The sequence below is a fragment of the Stenotrophomonas chelatiphaga genome (assembly GCF_032054965.1).
In the GTDB taxonomy this organism is placed as follows: Bacteria; Pseudomonadota; Gammaproteobacteria; order Xanthomonadales; family Xanthomonadaceae; genus Stenotrophomonas; species Stenotrophomonas chelatiphaga.
In genome coordinates this window covers 297,298-314,184 of sequence record NZ_DAMBRS010000001.1, presented here as the reverse complement: position 1 = coordinate 314,184, position 16,887 = coordinate 297,298, and the positions used below count along the sequence as shown (strand labels likewise).

Genomic DNA, 16,887 nt, shown 5'->3' with positions numbered 1-16,887 from the left:
GAGGATCAGCCCAGCACGCCGCGCAGGGCCTGGGCAAAACGGGCGGTGATGGCGTCGCGCTGCAGGTGGCGGCCGTCGGCCACGCACTGGCGACCGCGCCGCCAGACCGATCGCAGCGCGCCATTACGTGCGGCGAACACCCAGCTGTCAAGCAAGGCATCGCCATCGCGGGCGATCATCGCCGGGTGCGCGGCATCCAGTTCCAGCAGGTCGGCACTGGCGCCGGGCTGCAATCCGGCCAGCACGCCCAGCGCCTGCGCGCCGCCGTGCTGCGCGCCATCGAACAGGAACCGGCCGCTGCTGCGCTGCGCATCCGGGGCAATGACGTTGCGCCCGCGCAGGCTGAGGCGCTGGCCATATTCCAGCAGGCGCAGCTCTTCGGCTGCATCGATCAGCACGTTGGAGTCCGACCCGATGCCGAAGCGTCCGCCTTCGCGCGCGAAGGCCTGCATCGGGAACAGGCCATCGCCGAGGTTGGCTTCGGTGATCGGGCACAGGCCGGCCACGGCATGGCTGGCAACGATGCGCGCGCGTTCGTCGTCATCGATATGGGTGGCATGCACCAGGCACCAGCGTGCGTCCACTGCCGCGTTTTCATACAGCCAGCGCACCGGGCGCAGGCCGCTCCAGGCCACGCAGGCGTCCACTTCGCGCAGCTGTTCGGCAATATGGATGTGCACCGGCCCGTCGTTCAGCGGCAACAGGGCAGACAGCTCCTCGCCGGTTACGGCGCGCAGGCTGTGAGGGGCGATGCCGAGCACCGCATCGGGCAGCGCGCGCAGGGCCGTGCGCGCGCCAGCCAGCAACTGCGCGAACCCGCCCACGTCGTGGATCAACCGGCGCTGGGCCGGATTGGGCGCGGCACCGCCGAAGTCGGCATGCGCGTAGAACACCGGCAGCAGGGTCAGGCCGATGCCGGTCTGCGCGGCGGCGGCGGCGATGCGCGCGGACATCTCGGCGCGGTCGGCATACGGCCGGCCATCGGCATCGTGGTGCAGGTAGTGGAACTCACCGACGCGGGTGAAGCCGGACTCCAGCATTTCCATGTAGGCCTGGGCGGCGATCGCCTCCACCGCGTCCGGCACCAGCCGGGCCAGGAAGCGGTACATCAGCTCGCGCCAGCTCCAGAAACTGTCGCCATCGCCACCCCCGATTTCGGTCAGCCCGGCCATGCCGCGCTGGAAGGCGTGGCTGTGCAGGTTGGGCACGCCCGGCACCAGGATCTGCACGCGCTGATCGCCCGCCTGCGCCGGCACGCCGACGTGGATCTCCCCGATGCAGCCATCGACCACGGTCAACCGGACATCGCGCGCCCAGCACTGTGGCAGCAGTGCGCGGGCGGCGTGGAAGGCAGGGGGAGACAACGAATCCGTCATGGCTGGACAACCGGAAAGGGACGCCTATATTGTATAGACATATCAGCTCAGCCGTGTAGCCCAGCCCATGCACTGCGACACCCTCTGGACCAACGTACACCTGATGACCCTGCAGGGCGACGGCCTGGGCGTGATCGCCGATGCCGAACTGGCCAGCCTTGACGGCCGCATCGTGCATGTCGGCGCGGCCGGCAGTGGCGCGCAGCTGCAGCCGGCCACGCGCATCGACGGCGAAGGCCGCTGGATCTCGCCCGGGTTGATCGACTGCCACACCCACCTGGTCTACGCCGGCAACCGCGCCAACGAATTCGAGCAGCGCCTGCAGGGCGTCAGCTATGCCGACATCGCCCGCGCCGGCGGTGGCATCGTGTCCACCGTGCGTGCCACCCGCGCGGCCAGCCACCAGGAGCTGGCACGCCAGAGCCGCCCTCGCCTGCGGGCGATGCGCGCCGAAGGCATCACCACGCTGGAAATCAAATCCGGTTACGGGCTGACCCTGGACGATGAGCGCAAGCAGCTGCAGGTCGCGCGCCAGCTTGGCGTGGACTGCAACGTGCACGTGGTGCCGACCTTCCTCGGCGCGCATGCGGTGCCGCCGGGACGGCAGGCGCAGGAGTACATCGATGAAGTCTGCCAGCTGATGATCCCTGCCGTCGCCGCCGAAGGGCTGGCCGAGGCGGTGGACATCTTCTGCGAGAACATCGCGTTTTCCACCGCGCAGGCAGCGCAGGTCTTCGAGGCGGCACGCGCGCACGGGCTGGCGGTGAAGATCCATGCCGAACAGCTCAGCAACCAGCACGGGGCCGAACTGGCCGCGCGCCACGGGGCGCTTTCGGCCGACCACATCGAGCACCTGGACGCGGCCGGCATCGCGGCGATGGCGGCCGCCGGCACGGTCGCCGTGCTGCTGCCCGGCGCGTTCTACTTCACCCGTGACACCACCCTGCCGCCGATCGAGGCGCTGCGTGCGGCCGGCGTGCCGCTGGCGCTGGCCACCGACAGCAACCCCGGTACCTCCCCGCTGACCAGCCCGCTGCTGGCGATGAACATGGGCGCCACGCTGTTCCGGCTGACCGTGGACGAATGCATCGCCGGCTTCACCCGCAACGCCGCGCGCGCGCTCGGCCGCGCCGACCGCATCGGCCAGCTGGCGGTGGGCATGGACGCAGACCTGGCGATCTGGGACATCGACGCCCCCGCCGACCTGGTCTACCGCATCGGCTTCAACCCGCTGCACGCGCGCGTGGTGCGCGGGCAGCCTGATCCCATCTGATGGAGCACGCTTCAATGCAGCATGAAACACCCGACACCCTGGTGCTTCGCCCCGCCCACGTGCCACTGGCGCAGTGGCGGCAGGTCTACCGTGGCGCGCGCATCGCGCTGGACGCGGCGGCCCTGCCGGCCGTGCGTGCCAGTGCCGCCACCGTCGAAGCGATCGTCGCCAAGGGCGCGCCGGTGTATGGCATCAACACCGGCTTCGGCAAGCTGGCCAGCGTGCGCATCGAACCGAAAGACCTGGCCACCCTGCAGCGGAACATCGTGCTGTCACATGCCGCCGGCGTCGGCGAACCCATGCCGCTGCCGGTGGTGCGGCTGATGATGGCGCTGAAGCTGGTCAGCCTGGCGCAGGGCGCCTCCGGCGTGCGCGTTGAGACACTGCAGCTGCTGGAAGCGCTGCTGCAGCAGGATGTGGTGCCGGTGATTCCGGCGCAGGGTTCGGTCGGTGCCTCCGGTGACCTGGCGCCGCTGTCCCACCTGGCCAGCGTGATGATCGGCGTCGGCGAAGCGTTCGTTGACGGACAGCGTCTCAGCGCTGCCGACGCGCTGGCGCGTGCCGGCCTGCAGCCGCTGCAGCTCGGCGCGAAGGAAGGCCTGGCGCTGCTCAACGGCACCCAGTTTTCCACCGCCTACGCGCTGGCCGGCCTGTTCGAGATCGAGATCGTGTTCCAGGCCGCCCTGGTCACCGGTGCGCTGTCGGTGGAAGCGGCCAAGGGTTCGGATACCCCGTTCGACCCGCGCATCCACAGCATCCGCGGCCAGCGCGGGCAGATCCTCACCGCCGCTGCGCTGCGCACGTTGATGCAGGGTTCGGCGATCCGCGAATCGCACCGCGACAACGACGTACGCGTGCAGGACCCGTACTGCCTGCGCTGCCAGCCGCAGGTGATGGGCGCGGCGCTGGACATCATCCGCCAGGCCGCCACCACGCTGGAAATCGAAGCCAACGGGGTGTCCGACAATCCGCTGGTGTTCACTGATACCGGTGAAGCGCTGAGCGGCGGCAACTTCCACGCCGAGCCGGTGGCCTTTGCCGCGGACATGCTGGCGATGGCGATCTGCGAGATCGGCTCGATCAGCGAACGCCGCACGGCGATGCTGGTGGACCCGGCGCTGTCCGGCCTACCGGCGTTCCTGACCCCACGTCCGGGCTTGAACTCCGGCTTCATGATCCCGCAGGTCACCGCCGCCGCGCTGGTATCGGAGAACAAGCAGCGCGCCTATCCGGCCAGCGTGGATTCCATTCCCACGTCGGCCAACCAGGAAGACCATGTGTCGATGGCCGCACATGGCGCGCGGCGCCTGCTGCAGATGGCCGAGAACGCCGCCAACGTGGTCGGCATCGAGCTGCTGGCCGCCGCGCAGGGGTGTGATTTCCACGCGCCGCTGCAGTCCAGTGGTCCGCTGGAAGCCGTCCGCGTGCTGCTGCGCGCACAGGTGCCGACGCTGGAAGAAGACCGTTACTTCCATCCGGACATGGTGGCTGCCACCGACCTGGTGCGCAGTGGCGCGCTGGCGTCCGGGCTGGCCGATGTGCTGCCCAACGTGGAGCCGGTGGCATGAGTGCGCAGCCGCCGTGGTTGGAAGTGCACGAAGGCGATGCGCCGCTGCTGATCAGCTTCCCGCACACCGGCACCGCGCTGCCGGACGACCTCGCCGGGCGCTTCGTCTCGCCGTGGCTGGCCCGGCGCGATGCCGACTGGTGGGTGCATGAGCTGTACGCCTTCGCGCGCGGACTCGGCGCGACCACGGTGCGTTCATCGATCTCGCGTTCGGTGATCGACCTCAACCGCGATCCCAGCGGGGTGTCGCTGTATCCGGGCCAGAACACCACCGGCCTGTGCCCGCTGACCACCTTCGACAACCAGCCGCTGTACAAGCCGGCGCAGGAACCGGACGAGGCCGAGATCCTGCGTCGCCGCGAGGTGTACTTCGCGCCTTACCATGCGGCGCTGGCGTCACAGATCGCCCGCCTGCGCGCGCGCCACGGCACCGTCGTGGTGTACGACGCGCATTCGATCCGCTCGCGCATCCCGCACCTGTTCGACGGCGAGCTGCCGCAGTTCAACCTGGGCACCGCCGGCCCGACCGGCGAAGTGGACACATCCTGCGACAACGCGCTGTCCGACGTGGTGGAAAACCTGTGCCGGCTGAGCGGCCTGCCGCATGTGCGCAACGGCCGCTTCAAGGGCGGCTGGATCACCCGCCATTACAGCGACATCCCCGGCGGCGTGCACAGCCTGCAGATGGAACTGGCCTGCCGCGGCTACATGGCCGAACCGGCCGCCGAGGCGCTGGATGCCCACAGTTGGCCCACCCCGCTGGATGACGACCACGCCACACCGCTGCGCCACACGCTGGCGCAGGTGCTCACCGCCTGCCTTGAATTCGCATCCAACCGGAGCGCCGCATGACCCGTAACGACCCGTCCCGCACCATCATCGCGCCGACCGGCACCACGCTGACCGCCAAGAGTTGGCTGACCGAAGCGCCGCTGCGGATGCTGATGAACAACCTGCACCCGGACGTGGCCGAACGGCCGCAGGAACTGGTGGTGTACGGCGGCATCGGCCGCGCCGCGCGGGACTGGGAAAGCTTCGATGGCATCGTCGATGCGCTGACCCGGCTGGAGGACGACCAGACCCTGCTGGTGCAGTCCGGCAAGCCGGTCGGGGTGTTCCGCACCCATGCCGATGCGCCGCGCGTGCTGATCGCCAATTCCAACCTGGTGCCGCGCTGGGCCAACTGGGACCACTTCAACGAACTGGATAAGAAGGGCCTGGCGATGTACGGCCAGATGACCGCCGGCAGCTGGATCTACATCGGCGCGCAGGGCATCGTGCAGGGCACCTTTGAAACCTTCGTGGAGATGGGCCGCCAGCACTATGACGGCAGCCTGGCCGGCAAGTGGCTGTTCACCGGCGGCCTGGGCGGCATGGGCGGCGCGCAGCCGCTGGCCGCGGTGATGGCCGGCGCCTCGTGCCTTGCGGTGGAATGCCGCAGGAGCAGCATCGAAATGCGCCTGCGCACCGGTTACCTGGACACCTGGACCGACGACCTGGACGAAGCACTGCGCCTGATCGAAGAATCCTGCACGGCGAAGAAGCCGCTGTCGGTCGGCCTGCTCGGCAATGTCGCCGACGTGCTGGACGAACTGCTGGTGCGCGGGATCAAGCCGGACCTGCTGACCGACCAGACCTCCGCGCATGACCCGGTCAACGGCTACCTGCCGCAGGGCTGGACGGTGGAGGAATGGGACGACAAGCGCGTGTCCGCGCCGAAGGTAGTGGAGAAAGCCGCGCGCGAATCGATGGCCAACCACATCCGCGCGATGCTGGCCTTCCACGCGCTGGGCGTGCCGACCGTGGACTACGGCAACAACCTGCGCCAGATGGCGCTGGAGGAAGGCGTCGAGGATGCATTTGATTTCCCCGGTTTCGTGCCGGCCTACATCCGGCCGCTGTTCTGCCGCGGCATCGGCCCGTTCCGTTGGGCGGCGCTGAGCGGTGATCCGGAAGACATCGCCAAAACCGATGCCAAGGTCAAGGAATTGATACCGGACAACCCGCACCTGCACCGCTGGCTGGACATGGCGGCCGAGAAGATCAAGTTCCAGGGCCTGCCGGCACGTATCTGCTGGGTCGGGCTGGGCGACCGCGACCGGCTTGGGCTGGCGTTCAACGAGATGGTGGCCAACGGTGAACTGAAGGCGCCGGTGGTGATCGGCCGCGACCATCTGGACAGCGGCAGCGTGGCATCGCCGAACCGCGAAACCGAAGCGATGGCCGACGGCTCCGATGCGGTATCCGACTGGCCCCTGCTCAATGCCTTGTTGAACACCGCCAGCGGCGCGACGTGGGTGTCGCTGCATCACGGCGGCGGCGTGGGCATGGGCTTCTCGCAGCACGCGGGCATGGTGATCGTCTGCGACGGCACCGAAGCGGCCGCCAAGCGCATCGCCCGCGTGCTGTGGAACGACCCCGCCACCGGCGTGATGCGGCATGCCGATGCGGGCTATGAGATCGCCATCGACTGCGCAAAGGAAAAGGGCCTGGACCTGCCCGGCATCCTGCGCTGACCCGGTAGTGACGGCCGCTGGCCGTCATGCTCCTGCTTCGGTGGGTGACGACCGCTGGCCGTCATGCTCCCGCTTCGGTAGTGACGGCCGCTGGCCGTCACGCTCCTGCTTCGGTAGTGACGGCCGCTGGCCGTCATGCTCCTGCTTCGGTGGGTGACGACCGTTGGTCGTCACGCTTCCGCCCCTGCTCCTGCCGCTGCGCTCGCCGAGCACGGCTCGGCGCTACCAAAGCTGCCCCTGCATCCACGTCTCGACAACCTCCGAACACCCTGTTAACTTTCGCCGCCTCTACGCGGTTTACAGGATTCGTCCCCAGCCGCGACCCCACTCCGCTGCTGGCTCTACTGCTCATGACTTCTGCTCTCCCGCGTACCTGCGTGCTCACCGTTGCCGTGCTGACCGCCCTCGCCGCCCTGCCCGCCCATGCGGACACGGCTGCCCAGCCCACCACCCTGGACCGCGTCGAGGTCACCGCCGCCGAGACCACCGATGCCGCGCGCAAGGCGCTGGCCCGTGTTCCCGGCGCGGGCAACGTGATCGATCTGGCCAAGGTCGCGCAGGGCCGCGTCGGCGGCACCGCCGATGTACTGGCCTACCAGCCAGGCATCAGTGCGCAGTCCCCCGGCAACGAAGGCACCAAGGTGTCCATCCGCGGTTCGGGCATCAACCGCGGCCCGGGCGCACATGCCTCCGGTATCGCGGTGTCGCTGGATGGACTGCCGCTCACTGCGGCCGGCGGCACCCCGTACGAGCTGCTGGAACCGTTGTGGCTGTCGCGCGTGGACGTGCTGCGCGGCGCCAACGGCTTCGAGCGCGGCGCGCTGGCGCTGGGGGGTGCGATCAACTACGTCAGCCGCAGCGGCCGCGATGCACCCGGCCTGGAACTGCACTACGAAGCCGGCAGCCGCGGCTACCAGAAGCGCAGCCTGGGCTATGGCGGCGTGCAGGACGCGGTGGATTACTACTTCGCCTACACCGACACCGAATTCGACGGCTACCAGAAACATGCGAGCGGCGATGGCAAGGGCGCAATGGCCAACATCGGCTGGCAGATCACCCCGGACCTGCAGACGCGCTTCTTCCTGCGTTACCGCGAAACCAACCACGAAACACCCGGGCGGCTGACCCGCGCGCAGATCCGCAACGACCCGCGCGCGGCCAACCCGGCCAACCTGGCCATCGACGCGAAGCGGCCGCAGCCGGGCAGCACCTGGATCGGCAACATGACCACGCTGCAGTTGGACGAAGATTCCTCGCTGCAGGCCGGGCTGGTGTACCACAAGTACCCGATGGACTTGAACGAAAGCCTGTACCGGCAGCAGCTGGACTACGCCAACCTCAATGCCACGCTGGACTACCGCCGCCGGCACACCCTGTTCGGCCATGACAGCGTGACCACGCTCGGCCTGCGCGTCACCCACGACCTGGATGCCGACGTACGCGAGACGCTGCGCTTGGCCAGCAACGGCTATCCGGCCGGTACCCACACCCGTGACTTTTCCCACCACGGCACCGACAGCACGCTGCACGTGAGCAACGAACTGCAGCTGAGCGACGCACTGCGCGTGCAGACCGGGCTGGCGCTGGTGCAGACGCGGCGCACGGTGGAAGTCACCTGGCCGCGCACCGACGCGCGCTTGAACGAGCGCGACTGGGACTACGCGCCGCGGCTCGGCTTCACCTGGCAGGCCTCGCCGGCCACGCAGTGGTTCGGCAACCTCAGCCGCTCGGTGGAGCCGGCCCATCCCTGGTCGATGATCTGGGGCTCCAACCAGTATTTCGCCGCCGGCAACGGTGCATCCAGCGGCCGCCAGCGCGCGCCGGTGGAGCTGGACAACCAGACCGCCACCACGCTCGAACTCGGCGCACGCGGCGAGGGACGTATCGGCCGCTGGGAGCTCACCGCCTACTACGCGCACGTCAACAATGAGCTGCTGAGCGTGGAAGTGGTGCCGGTGCCGAACCTGTTCATCGCCGAAAACAACGCGAGCCCCACCGTGCACCGGGGCATCGAAGCCGGACTGGACAGCACGCTGTGGCAGGGAGGAACCGGGCGTCTCTCTTTGCGCCAGGCGTATACCTTCAGTGACTTCCGCTACCGCCATGACGACCGCTTCGGTGACAACCGCCTGCCGGGCCTGCCGGTGCACTTCTACCAGGCCGAACTGCGCTACGACCATGCATCGGGCGTGTATGCCGCGTTGAACACCGAATACGCTTCCAGGGTGTTCGTCGACTACGCCAACAGCGTACGTGCCGACAGCCATCTGATCTTCGGCAGCCGCGTGGGCTTCGACGCGCCCAGTGGGCGCTGGCAGGGCTGGCTGGAGCTGCGCAACCTGGGCGACCGCCATTACGCCGCCACGGTGACGCCGGGCTATGACGATGGCGGGCGCGATGTGGCGCGCTCCACGCCGGGCGAAGGCTTCGGCGTGTATGCCGGTGTGCGCCTGCGTTTCGAGTAAGACCCGGCAGCAGCGCGACCCGCCTTCACAGGGTGTTGGCGGGAAGGTTGGCAAAAAAGGCGATCCTTGAACGTCCGCGCCTGCCATGTCCCCTGCCCTGACCGACGCGCTCGCCATCGACGCCATCCTCGACGACACCCGCGTAGGGGTGTGGCAGTTCGATACCGCCACTCGCCAGCTGCGTGCTTCGGAGACGGCCAGCGCACAACTGGCCGGCATCGGCGCGCAGGCACTGCGCAGTGCGTGGCGACGCATCCTGCGGCAGGAACAGGAACAGCCGGTCTTTGAAATCGAGCTTCCGTGGACCGATGGCACCAGCCGCCGCTGGCTGATGCTGCGCGGCCGCCATGATCGCGCGCTCGGGCAGGTGCACGGCATGTGCGTGGACATGACCCGCCGGGTGCGTGCCGAACAACTGGTCCGCGAGCAGGCGATCCTGTTGGATACCCTGGCCCGCGGTACGCCGCCGCGCGAATGCCTGCGGGTACTCACCGAGGCCATCGAGCGCCTGAAGCCCGGCCTGCGCAGTGCCTTCTTCGTCACCCCCGGCGACCGGCAGCGGCCTGGTTATGGCAGCAGCTGCAACGTGCACCCGGCGATCACCACACTGCTGGAACATGCCGACGCGGCGCCGCAGGCAGCGCATCTGGAACTGCCCGGCCAGGACGACGCTGCCACCGACACGGCGTGGCACGCGAACTGGCGGGACGCATGCATCGAGCACGGCAGCCCCGCCTGCAGGCCCATCGCGGTGGCTCGGCAGGACCAGCCCGAACATGCGTGGCTGCTGCTGTTCCTGTCCACGCCGCGCGCGCTCAGCGGCTGGGAACAGGAAGTGGCCAGCTTCGCTACCCGCATTGCCGCGCTGGTGCTGGACCGCGAAGACCAGCAGCTCGCCCTGCAGCAGGCCGCCGATGCGGTGGGCCGTGCGCTGCATGACACCGAGCGCGAGCGGCGTAGGCTGCAGGCGTTCCTGGACAGCTCGCCCGACCTGGCCTACGTGTTCAACCTGGACCATCGTTTCACCTACGCCAATCGCGCGTTGCTGCGCATGTGGGGCAAGACCGAAGAAGAGGCGCTGGGGCGCAACTGCTTGGAGCTGGGCTATCCGGACTGGCACGCGGCGATGCACAGCCGCGAGATCGAGCAGGTGATCGCCACGCGTCGGCCGATCCGCGGCGATGTTCCCTTCGAAGGTCCGCTGGGGCGGCGCATGTACGACTACATCTTCGTGCCGCAGCTGGGGTTGGATGGCGAGGTGGAGGCGATCATCGGCACCACGCGCGATGTCACCGAGCGCAGCGAACACGAAGACGAACGTGCCCGCAACGAATCGCTGCTGCGCATGCTGGTGGACGAGCTGCAGCACCGCACCCGCAACATCATGTCGGTGGTGCGTGCGATGGCCAGCCGTACGCTGGCCACCAGCCGTGACATGGCCGATTTTTCCATCCGTTTCGATGCGCGGCTCGATGCGCTGGCACGCGCGCAGAGCCTGCTGTCGCGGCTGGGTGAACTGGATCGCGTGCAGTTCGACGTGCTGCTGCGCGCCGAGCTGTCCGCCCACGTGGATCCTGCCGCGCACGATGATCAGATCGTGCTGGAAGGACCGGCCGAGGTGCCGTTGCGTTCGGGCACGGTGCAGCCACTGGCGATGGCCCTGCACGAGCTGGCCACCAATGCGGTCAAGTACGGGGCCCTGCGCCAGCAGGGCGGCCGCCTGCACGTGCGCTGGAACCTGGTGGATGCAGGGGCATCCGAAGCGGCCAGTCCGCGACTGCGGGTGGACTGGCAGGAGCATGGCGTGCGCGACCTGCCCGCCGACCCTTCGAGCATCCGCGGTGGCGGCGCCGGCCGCGAGCTGATCGAACGCGCCCTGCCGTACCAGATCGGTGCGAAGGTGGACTACGGTTTCGCCGAAGACGGACTGCGTTGTTCGATCCTGCTGGCGGTGTCGGAGCAGGCGGTCGCGCTGGCCGACTGAGGCCTGCGCGCCAGGCCGCGACGCAGGCGGTGCGGTCAGCCACCCGCAGCGCACCTGCCTGGCAAGAGGCACCAGCGGGCGCCGTCGCTACAGGCCGTCCGCAGGGCGCTCAGGGTAAGCGCGGGGCGGTGCCGCCGATGACCGCTGGGCCCGCCGCCAACCGAGTACGTGCCATGCGCACAGGTACGCTGCGAACAGTACCCCGGGGGCGACGAACAGGGCGAAAATCCAGCCGCGCGGCAGCATCCAGCAGGTGGCCATCAGCGTGCCGACCAGCGGCCATCTCCAGTGCAGCGGACGATTCTCCAGCCAGCGAAGGGTCAACACACCCAGCATCGGCCAAGCCGCCAAGCTGGCCAGGACGGCACACAGCAACCAAAGGCTTTGCCACGACGGCGGCCACGCCACCTCGGCCAGTTGCATGCCGAACAGCGTCGTCCCCATCGTGCTGTGCACGAACATGCCCGGCACGCAACTCAGCCAGACCAGCAGCGAAACCACGCCGCGTCCGCTCATGGCATGCTGCCGCACGCGATGAGCGCGATCGGGCCGGCGTCGGCGGGTCGTTCCTGGCGAAGGGTGATGGTCATGGCGCACACCGTAGCGGGCTTGCCAGGGCGCCTCAAGCCGGTCAGCGCAGGAACCCGGCGATGGCGAAGCCCAGCCCCACCAGACCGGCGGCCAGCAGCGGATAGGTCGCCCAGACCGGCGTCCCCTGGCCATGGCTGAAAGCGACGAATGCCGCCCGCACACTGCGCCCGCTGAGCCACGGCACCACCATCAGCGCCAGCAACGGCAGCAGCGAGGCCAAGCCGAAGGCCAGCAACAACGGCCGCGGATCATTCTGCGCAAAGCCGCCCAGCGGATACAGCGCCACCCCGGACAACAATCCGGCGAAGAACAGCGTATTGGCGATGCGTATTTCCGTGCGATGTCGACGCGACAACGCGCCGCGCGACCAGCCTTTGTAGTGGCGGGGCAACCGCCGCGTCCACCACGCCACCAGCATGCTGGCCAGCGCGCCGCCCAGGACCCCACTTTCCACCGCACCCCACGCCTGCATCCCCAGCATGCCCGTCCCTTTGATGGATTGGATCAGCGGCCCAGTGCCGCCGCCACCGCGGCTTCGGCCAAGGGGGCCATCTTTGCATAGCCCGCCGGCGTGGGATGCACGCCATCATCGGCCAGCGCCTTGTCCAGTCCGCCGTCCGCATTGCCCAGCGCTGCGTGGTAATCCAGGTACACCAGCCGCTGGTGGTCCGCGTAGCGCTTCAGTGCGGCATTCAGCGCGCGCACGCTGGCCGCCGGCTGCAGGCCGGGACGCCACGGGTAGGCACTGACCGGCAGCACCGAAGACAGCACCACCTTGATGCCGTGCGCCTGCGCCAGTTCAGCCATCGAATGCAGGTTGTCTTCGATCATCGCCTGGCTGGCCGGGCCGGTGTTGCCGGCGATGTCATTGGTGCCGGCCAGGATCACCACCAGCGCAGGACGCAGCGCGATGACGTCCTGGCGCAAGCGCAGCAGCATCTGCGCGGTGGTCTGGCCGGAGATGCCGCGGTTGAGGTAGCCCTTGCCCGGGAAGAAGGTTTCACTGCCGGTACGGCCCCAGCCTTCGGTGATGGAATCGCCGTAGAACACCACCCGCGCTTCACCCTCGCGTGGCGGCGGCAACGCGGCGTTCTGGCCGCGGTAGTACGCCAGCTGCGGCCAGTCCGACAGGCGCTGCTGCAGCGCGCGCACCTGCTGCGGTTGCAGCGATTCCGGCGCGGCGGTGAACAGCGGATCGGTCGCGGCGGGTTGTGCATGGACCGTACCCAACTGCGTTGCTGCGGCGAGGAGGATGGAGAGGCGGCGGAACAGCTTGCTCATCAGGCATCACGGAAAACGGCGGTGCAGCGAAGGTAGCACCCGTCCCATTACTAATTACATAGTTGACACGCCGTGGCGCGGCGGAGCACGATGCACGCATCAACTAATTCGATAGTAGAAGCGCCCATGGCCCGTCCTGTTTCGTCCATGCTGACCGATTCCGAACGCCGCATCCTGGAGGTGTTGTGGAAGAAAAAGGAGGCCTCGGTGCGCGAGGTCGCCGATGAGCTGTCGCGCAGCAAGCCAGTGGCGTATACGACGGTACTGACAATGTTCAAGGTGCTGGACAAGAAGGGCCTGGTGCACCACCGCACCGAAGGACGCGCTTTCATCTACAGCGCAGCCATCAGCCGCGGTGAAGCCCGTCGCCAGGCACTGGAAAATCTCCTGCGCAGCTTCTTCAATGATTCGCCCAGCGTGCTGGCGCAGCACCTGATCGAAGAGCACGACATGGATGCCGATGAACTGGCCGCGCTGCAGAAGCGCGTCGACGATGCCCCCACGGGAAGGAAAGCGAAATGAGCCTGGAATGGGTCCCAACCCTGCTGATGATGGCTGCGCAGCACCTGTGGCAGAGCGCCCTGCTGATGGGCGTGGTGGTGGTGCTGCTGCGCCGCAGCCGGCTGGGTGCGGAAACGCGCTCGTGGGTGTTGCTGGCCGCGTTCGTGCTGGCCGCCGCCTCGCCGTTGCTGGTACTGCTGCCGGGTGCGCCGGAGGCGAGTGAAACGCAGGGGATTGCGGTCGCCACCGCACCTGCGTCCACCACGACGGCGGCGGTGTCGCCCGTGGCAACCGATGCCGCAGCGCCTGCCCCTCGGCTGCCTGCGATCAGCGCGATGCTGCTGCCGCTGCTGGCACTGGCCTGGTTGACCGGCACCCTCGTCCACCTGCTGCGCCTGGCGCAGGCATGGCAGCAGGCACGCCGCCTGCATCGCACTGCCACGCTGTCGCCGGCGCTGGAATCGGCGCTGCGCTGGAGCTTGCCCCCCGGTGCGCGCATTGCCCTGTCGACCACTGCGCCCGGCCCGATGGTGGTGGGTCTATGGACCCCGCGCATCCTGATCCCGCCGCACCTGGTGGACGCACTGTCCGCATCCGCACTGCGCGACCTGCTGTTGCATGAGGCCGCGCATATCCACCGCCGCGACCTGTGGGTGGCAGCCGCGCAGCACGCGGTGCTGGCGCTGTACTGGTGGAACCCGCTGATGAAGCGGCTGGGAATCGAGCTGGAACGGGCACGCGAGATGGCCTGTGATGCACGCGCGGCGCGCCAGTCCGGCGGCGGCCAGCAGTACGCTTCGTCGCTGTTGAAGGCGGTGGCCGGCCTGATGCCACGTTCGGCGGCACAGGGGCCGCTGGCGGTGGGCATGTCCGGCCAGCGCGGCGGCCTGGCCGAGCGCGTTGACGGCCTGCTGGCCATCGATACGCAGCGCGTCGCCCCGGCCCGGCGCATGGCCTGGACCACACTGTGCGTAGCCGGGCTGCTGGCGTGCGCCGGCCTCAGCGTTGCCGCCACGCCGCGGCTCGGTGCGCCGTTGGCCTCCACGCCGCGCGATGCAGGCGGACGCACCGCCGCTGGGTACACCTCCGCACAGGTAGAGCGGCTGATCGCCGCCGCAGCGGCGGGTGACAGCGCCGAAGTACAGCAGCTGGTCACCGCCGGCGTGCCGGTCGATGCACGCCAGCGCGGCGACGGCACCGCGCTGATCGCCGCGTCACGCAGTGGCCAGCTGGCGATGGTTGATCAGTTGCTTGCGCTGGGCGCGCGTGCCGACCTGCCCTCCGCTGGCGATGGCAATCCGCTGATCGTCGCCGCCGGCCGTGGTCACTTGCCGGTGGTGCAGCGACTGGTGGCTGCCGGTGCCGACGTCAACCGGATCGTACCCGGTGACGAAACGCCGCTGATCAATGCCACACGCTCCGGCAACCTGGCCACGCTCGCCTATCTTGTCGAACACGGCGCGGACGTGAACCTTGGCGTAGTCGCTGACCTGGGCCAGTGGCGTTCGCCATTGAACCAGGCGCGCAGCGCTGACATCCGCAGCTACCTGCAACAACGCGGGGCCGTCGCCGAGCGGCGCTGAATCCCGCACGGGCCTGCTGCTGGCAGGCCCGTCATTCCCCGCGCGCCTGCGCCTGGCAGGCCCGTGATCCCCCGCGTCCCGCTTGAACGTGCCCTGCCGGCCCGTGCCTTGCCCTGCCTGACGTTCCCCCTCCCACACCGGACCACCCGAGGCCCCGCATGGATTTCCTGACCGCTTCATCCCTGCGCCCTGCGCTGGCCATCGGCCTGCTGCTGGCCCTGCCCGTGCTGGCACTGGCCGGCGAAGACGCTGCCATCCGCAGCGCGCTGCAGAGCGGCCTGCGCCCGACCCTGCTGCCGGAAGCCGCGCCGCTGCCGCACTGGTCGCTGCAGCAGCGCATGGCCCACCACCACGTGCCGGGCGTAGCAATCGCCGTGCTGCGCGATGGCAAGGTGGTACACAGCGCCGGCTACGGCACGCGCCAGGCCGGCGCCACGCTGCCGGTGGACGGCGACACGCTGTTTTCGGTCGGTTCGGTCAGCAAGGTGGTGACCGCCGCGACCACCCTGCGGCTGGTGGCCGATGGCCGGCTGGCGCTGGACCGCGACGTCAACCCGCTGCTGGCCGGCTGGAAAATCCCTGCCACGCCCGAGGTTCCCGCCCCGCACGTCACCCTGCGCATGCTGATGTCGCATACCTCCGGACTGGGCGTGCACGGGTTTGCCGACTATCTGCCCGACGAGCCCCTGCCCACCCTGCTGCAGACGCTGGACGGCGTGGCGCCGGCGAAGAACCGTCCGGTGCGCCTGCTGCATGCGCCGGGTGAGCGCGGCAATTACTCCGGTGGCGGCGTGATGGTGGAGCAGCTGGTGCTGGAGCAGGCCAGCGGAAAGCCGCTGGAGACGCTCGCACGCACCGAGGTATTCGCCCCGCTGCACATGCAGCGCAGCACCTATGCCACGCCTGCCGCCGGCACGCCCAACATCGCCAAGGCCCACGATGGCGAAGGCGCCGCCACCGCGCTGCCGCGTGGCTGGCAGAGCTTCCCGGAACAGGCGGCTTCGGGGTTGTGGACCAGCGCCAATGACCTTTCCGCCTTCGTTGCCGCGCTGCTGGACAGCTATCACGGGCGTGGCGCGTTCCTGCCACGCGCCATCGCCACCGACATGATGACCGAGGTCTCACCGAGCTGGCATGGGTTGGGGCCGCGCCTGGACGGCGCGGGCAGCACGCGCATCTTCCACCACGGCGGGTCCAACGACAGCTACCGGGCGTGGATCGAGGGCTATCTGGAAACCGGCGACGGACTGGTGATCCTCACCAATGGCGAGAACGGTGCGGCACTGGCCGCCGAGATCCGCAACGCGTTGTCCGATGCGATCGGCGGCGGGGTCAACCCGCTGCAGCGCACGCTGGCGCTGGACCTGGGCGCACCGGGCCATGCCGATTACACCGGCATCTTCGCCCAGGACAGCAGCGTGCCGATGGACCAGCGCCGCGCCCTGGCCGACTTCTTCGATGTACCGGCGCTACAGGTCAGGATCGTCGACGGCGTGCTGCGGGTGGGCGTGCCCGGCCAGCCGCGCGATGGCGCGATGCTGGCGCTGGCCCCGAACCGTTTCGTATCGCCGGATATCGACGGGCTGCAGATCGAGTTCCACCGCGATGCGTTCGGCAAGGTCAACGCCTTCAGCGTCGAACACGGCCCGGCACGGGCGTATTACCGCCGCCGCTGAGGGCTGCGACCGCCCGCCTTCACGCCATGGCGCGCCGCCACTGCCGATAGTGGCGGCATTCTTTCCAACTGCGC

The 16,887-nt window shown here is 69.0% G+C and carries 13 protein-coding genes; 9 read left to right on the top strand and 4 right to left on the bottom strand.

The features are described 5' to 3' along the window. Window positions 1-5 precede the first annotated feature (5 nt). Entirely contained in the window at window positions 6-1,376 is a 1,371-nt protein-coding gene (locus RTX79_RS01590; RefSeq protein WP_312681291.1) for a formimidoylglutamate deiminase, read from the bottom strand. Window positions 1,377-1,443: 67 nt separating this feature from the next. On the opposite strand from RTX79_RS01590, the gene hutI reads away from it, so the two are divergent. The 6 genes from hutI to RTX79_RS01560 all read left to right on the top strand — a co-directional run bounded on the left by hutI (window position 1,444) and on the right by RTX79_RS01560 (window position 11,181). After that, on the top strand, window positions 1,444-2,649 hold the full coding sequence (hutI, locus tag RTX79_RS01585; RefSeq protein WP_312681290.1) for an imidazolonepropionase: 1,206 nt from the start codon (window positions 1,444-1,446) through the stop codon (window positions 2,647-2,649). 14 nt (window positions 2,650-2,663) lie between these two features. Then, a complete protein-coding gene (hutH, locus tag RTX79_RS01580) occupies window positions 2,664-4,217 on the top strand; it encodes a histidine ammonia-lyase (protein ID WP_312681289.1) in 1,554 nt (517 codons plus the stop codon). After that, on the top strand, window positions 4,214-5,068 hold the full coding sequence (hutG, locus tag RTX79_RS01575; RefSeq protein WP_309686003.1) for an N-formylglutamate deformylase: 855 nt from the start codon (window positions 4,214-4,216) through the stop codon (window positions 5,066-5,068). The genes hutH and hutG overlap by 4 nt, the downstream gene beginning before the upstream one ends. Then, complete coding sequence (gene hutU, locus RTX79_RS01570; protein ID WP_312681287.1) at window positions 5,065-6,732, top strand: urocanate hydratase; 1,668 nt, start codon at window positions 5,065-5,067, stop codon at window positions 6,730-6,732. The genes hutG and hutU overlap by 4 nt, the downstream gene beginning before the upstream one ends. 350 nt (window positions 6,733-7,082) lie before the next feature. Beyond that, entirely contained in the window at window positions 7,083-9,197 is a 2,115-nt protein-coding gene (locus tag RTX79_RS01565) for a TonB-dependent receptor family protein (RefSeq protein ID WP_312681285.1), read from the top strand. 85 nt (window positions 9,198-9,282) lie between these two features. Further along, window positions 9,283-11,181: a sensor histidine kinase gene (locus RTX79_RS01560; protein WP_312681283.1), complete on the top strand. Its 1,899-nt coding sequence runs from the start codon at window positions 9,283-9,285 to the stop codon at window positions 11,179-11,181. An 87-nt stretch (window positions 11,182-11,268) separates the two neighbouring features. On the opposite strand, the gene RTX79_RS01555 is transcribed toward RTX79_RS01560, so the two are convergent. The 3 genes from RTX79_RS01555 to RTX79_RS01545 all read right to left on the bottom strand — a co-directional run bounded on the left by RTX79_RS01555 (window position 11,269) and on the right by RTX79_RS01545 (window position 13,053). Continuing rightward, window positions 11,269-11,697: a hypothetical protein gene (locus RTX79_RS01555; RefSeq protein ID WP_312681281.1), complete on the bottom strand. Its 429-nt coding sequence runs from the start codon at window positions 11,695-11,697 to the stop codon at window positions 11,269-11,271. Window positions 11,698-11,812: 115 nt separating this feature from the next. After that, entirely contained in the window at window positions 11,813-12,253 is a 441-nt protein-coding gene (locus RTX79_RS01550) for a hypothetical protein (protein WP_312681279.1), read from the bottom strand. A gap of 23 nt (window positions 12,254-12,276) precedes the next feature. After that, entirely contained in the window at window positions 12,277-13,053 is a 777-nt protein-coding gene (locus RTX79_RS01545; protein ID WP_312681278.1) for an SGNH/GDSL hydrolase family protein, read from the bottom strand. Window positions 13,054-13,179: 126 nt separating this feature from the next. Between RTX79_RS01545 and RTX79_RS01540 the strand changes: the two genes are divergently transcribed. The 3 genes from RTX79_RS01540 (at window position 13,180) to RTX79_RS01530 (ending at window position 16,813) form a co-directional block, all read left to right on the top strand. Next, window positions 13,180-13,575, top strand: coding sequence for a BlaI/MecI/CopY family transcriptional regulator (locus tag RTX79_RS01540; protein ID WP_312681276.1), 396 nt, complete (start codon window positions 13,180-13,182; stop codon window positions 13,573-13,575). After that, a complete protein-coding gene (locus tag RTX79_RS01535; protein WP_312681274.1) occupies window positions 13,572-15,137 on the top strand; it encodes a M56 family metallopeptidase in 1,566 nt (521 codons plus the stop codon). The genes RTX79_RS01540 and RTX79_RS01535 overlap by 4 nt, the downstream gene beginning before the upstream one ends. Window positions 15,138-15,295: 158 nt before the next feature. Continuing rightward, window positions 15,296-16,813, top strand: a complete 1,518-nt coding sequence (locus RTX79_RS01530) for a serine hydrolase domain-containing protein (RefSeq protein WP_312681272.1) — start codon at window positions 15,296-15,298, stop codon at window positions 16,811-16,813. Window positions 16,814-16,887: the final 74 nt, after the last annotated feature.

Bases quoted from the DNA above. Each gene is read 5' to 3' on its own strand.
- RTX79_RS01555 (WP_312681281.1), bottom strand. From the start codon at position 11,697: ATGAGCGGACGCGGCGTGGTTTCGCTGCTGGTCTGGCTGAGTTGCGTG.
- RTX79_RS01590 (WP_312681291.1), bottom strand. From the start codon at position 1,376: ATGACGGATTCGTTGTCTCCCCCTGCCTTCCACGCCGCCCGCGCACTG.
- hutI (WP_312681290.1), top strand. From the start codon at position 1,444: ATGCACTGCGACACCCTCTGGACCAACGTACACCTGATGACCCTGCAG.
- RTX79_RS01560 (WP_312681283.1), top strand. From the start codon at position 9,283: ATGTCCCCTGCCCTGACCGACGCGCTCGCCATCGACGCCATCCTCGAC.
- hutG (WP_309686003.1), top strand. From the start codon at position 4,214: ATGAGTGCGCAGCCGCCGTGGTTGGAAGTGCACGAAGGCGATGCGCCG.
- RTX79_RS01535 (WP_312681274.1), top strand. From the start codon at position 13,572: ATGAGCCTGGAATGGGTCCCAACCCTGCTGATGATGGCTGCGCAGCAC.
- RTX79_RS01565 (WP_312681285.1), top strand. From the start codon at position 7,083: ATGACTTCTGCTCTCCCGCGTACCTGCGTGCTCACCGTTGCCGTGCTG.
- RTX79_RS01540 (WP_312681276.1), top strand. From the start codon at position 13,180: ATGGCCCGTCCTGTTTCGTCCATGCTGACCGATTCCGAACGCCGCATC.
- hutU (WP_312681287.1), top strand. From the start codon at position 5,065: ATGACCCGTAACGACCCGTCCCGCACCATCATCGCGCCGACCGGCACC.
- RTX79_RS01550 (WP_312681279.1), bottom strand. From the start codon at position 12,253: ATGCTGGGGATGCAGGCGTGGGGTGCGGTGGAAAGTGGGGTCCTGGGC.
- RTX79_RS01545 (WP_312681278.1), bottom strand. From the start codon at position 13,053: ATGAGCAAGCTGTTCCGCCGCCTCTCCATCCTCCTCGCCGCAGCAACG.
- RTX79_RS01530 (WP_312681272.1), top strand. From the start codon at position 15,296: ATGGATTTCCTGACCGCTTCATCCCTGCGCCCTGCGCTGGCCATCGGC.
- hutH (WP_312681289.1), top strand. From the start codon at position 2,664: ATGCAGCATGAAACACCCGACACCCTGGTGCTTCGCCCCGCCCACGTG.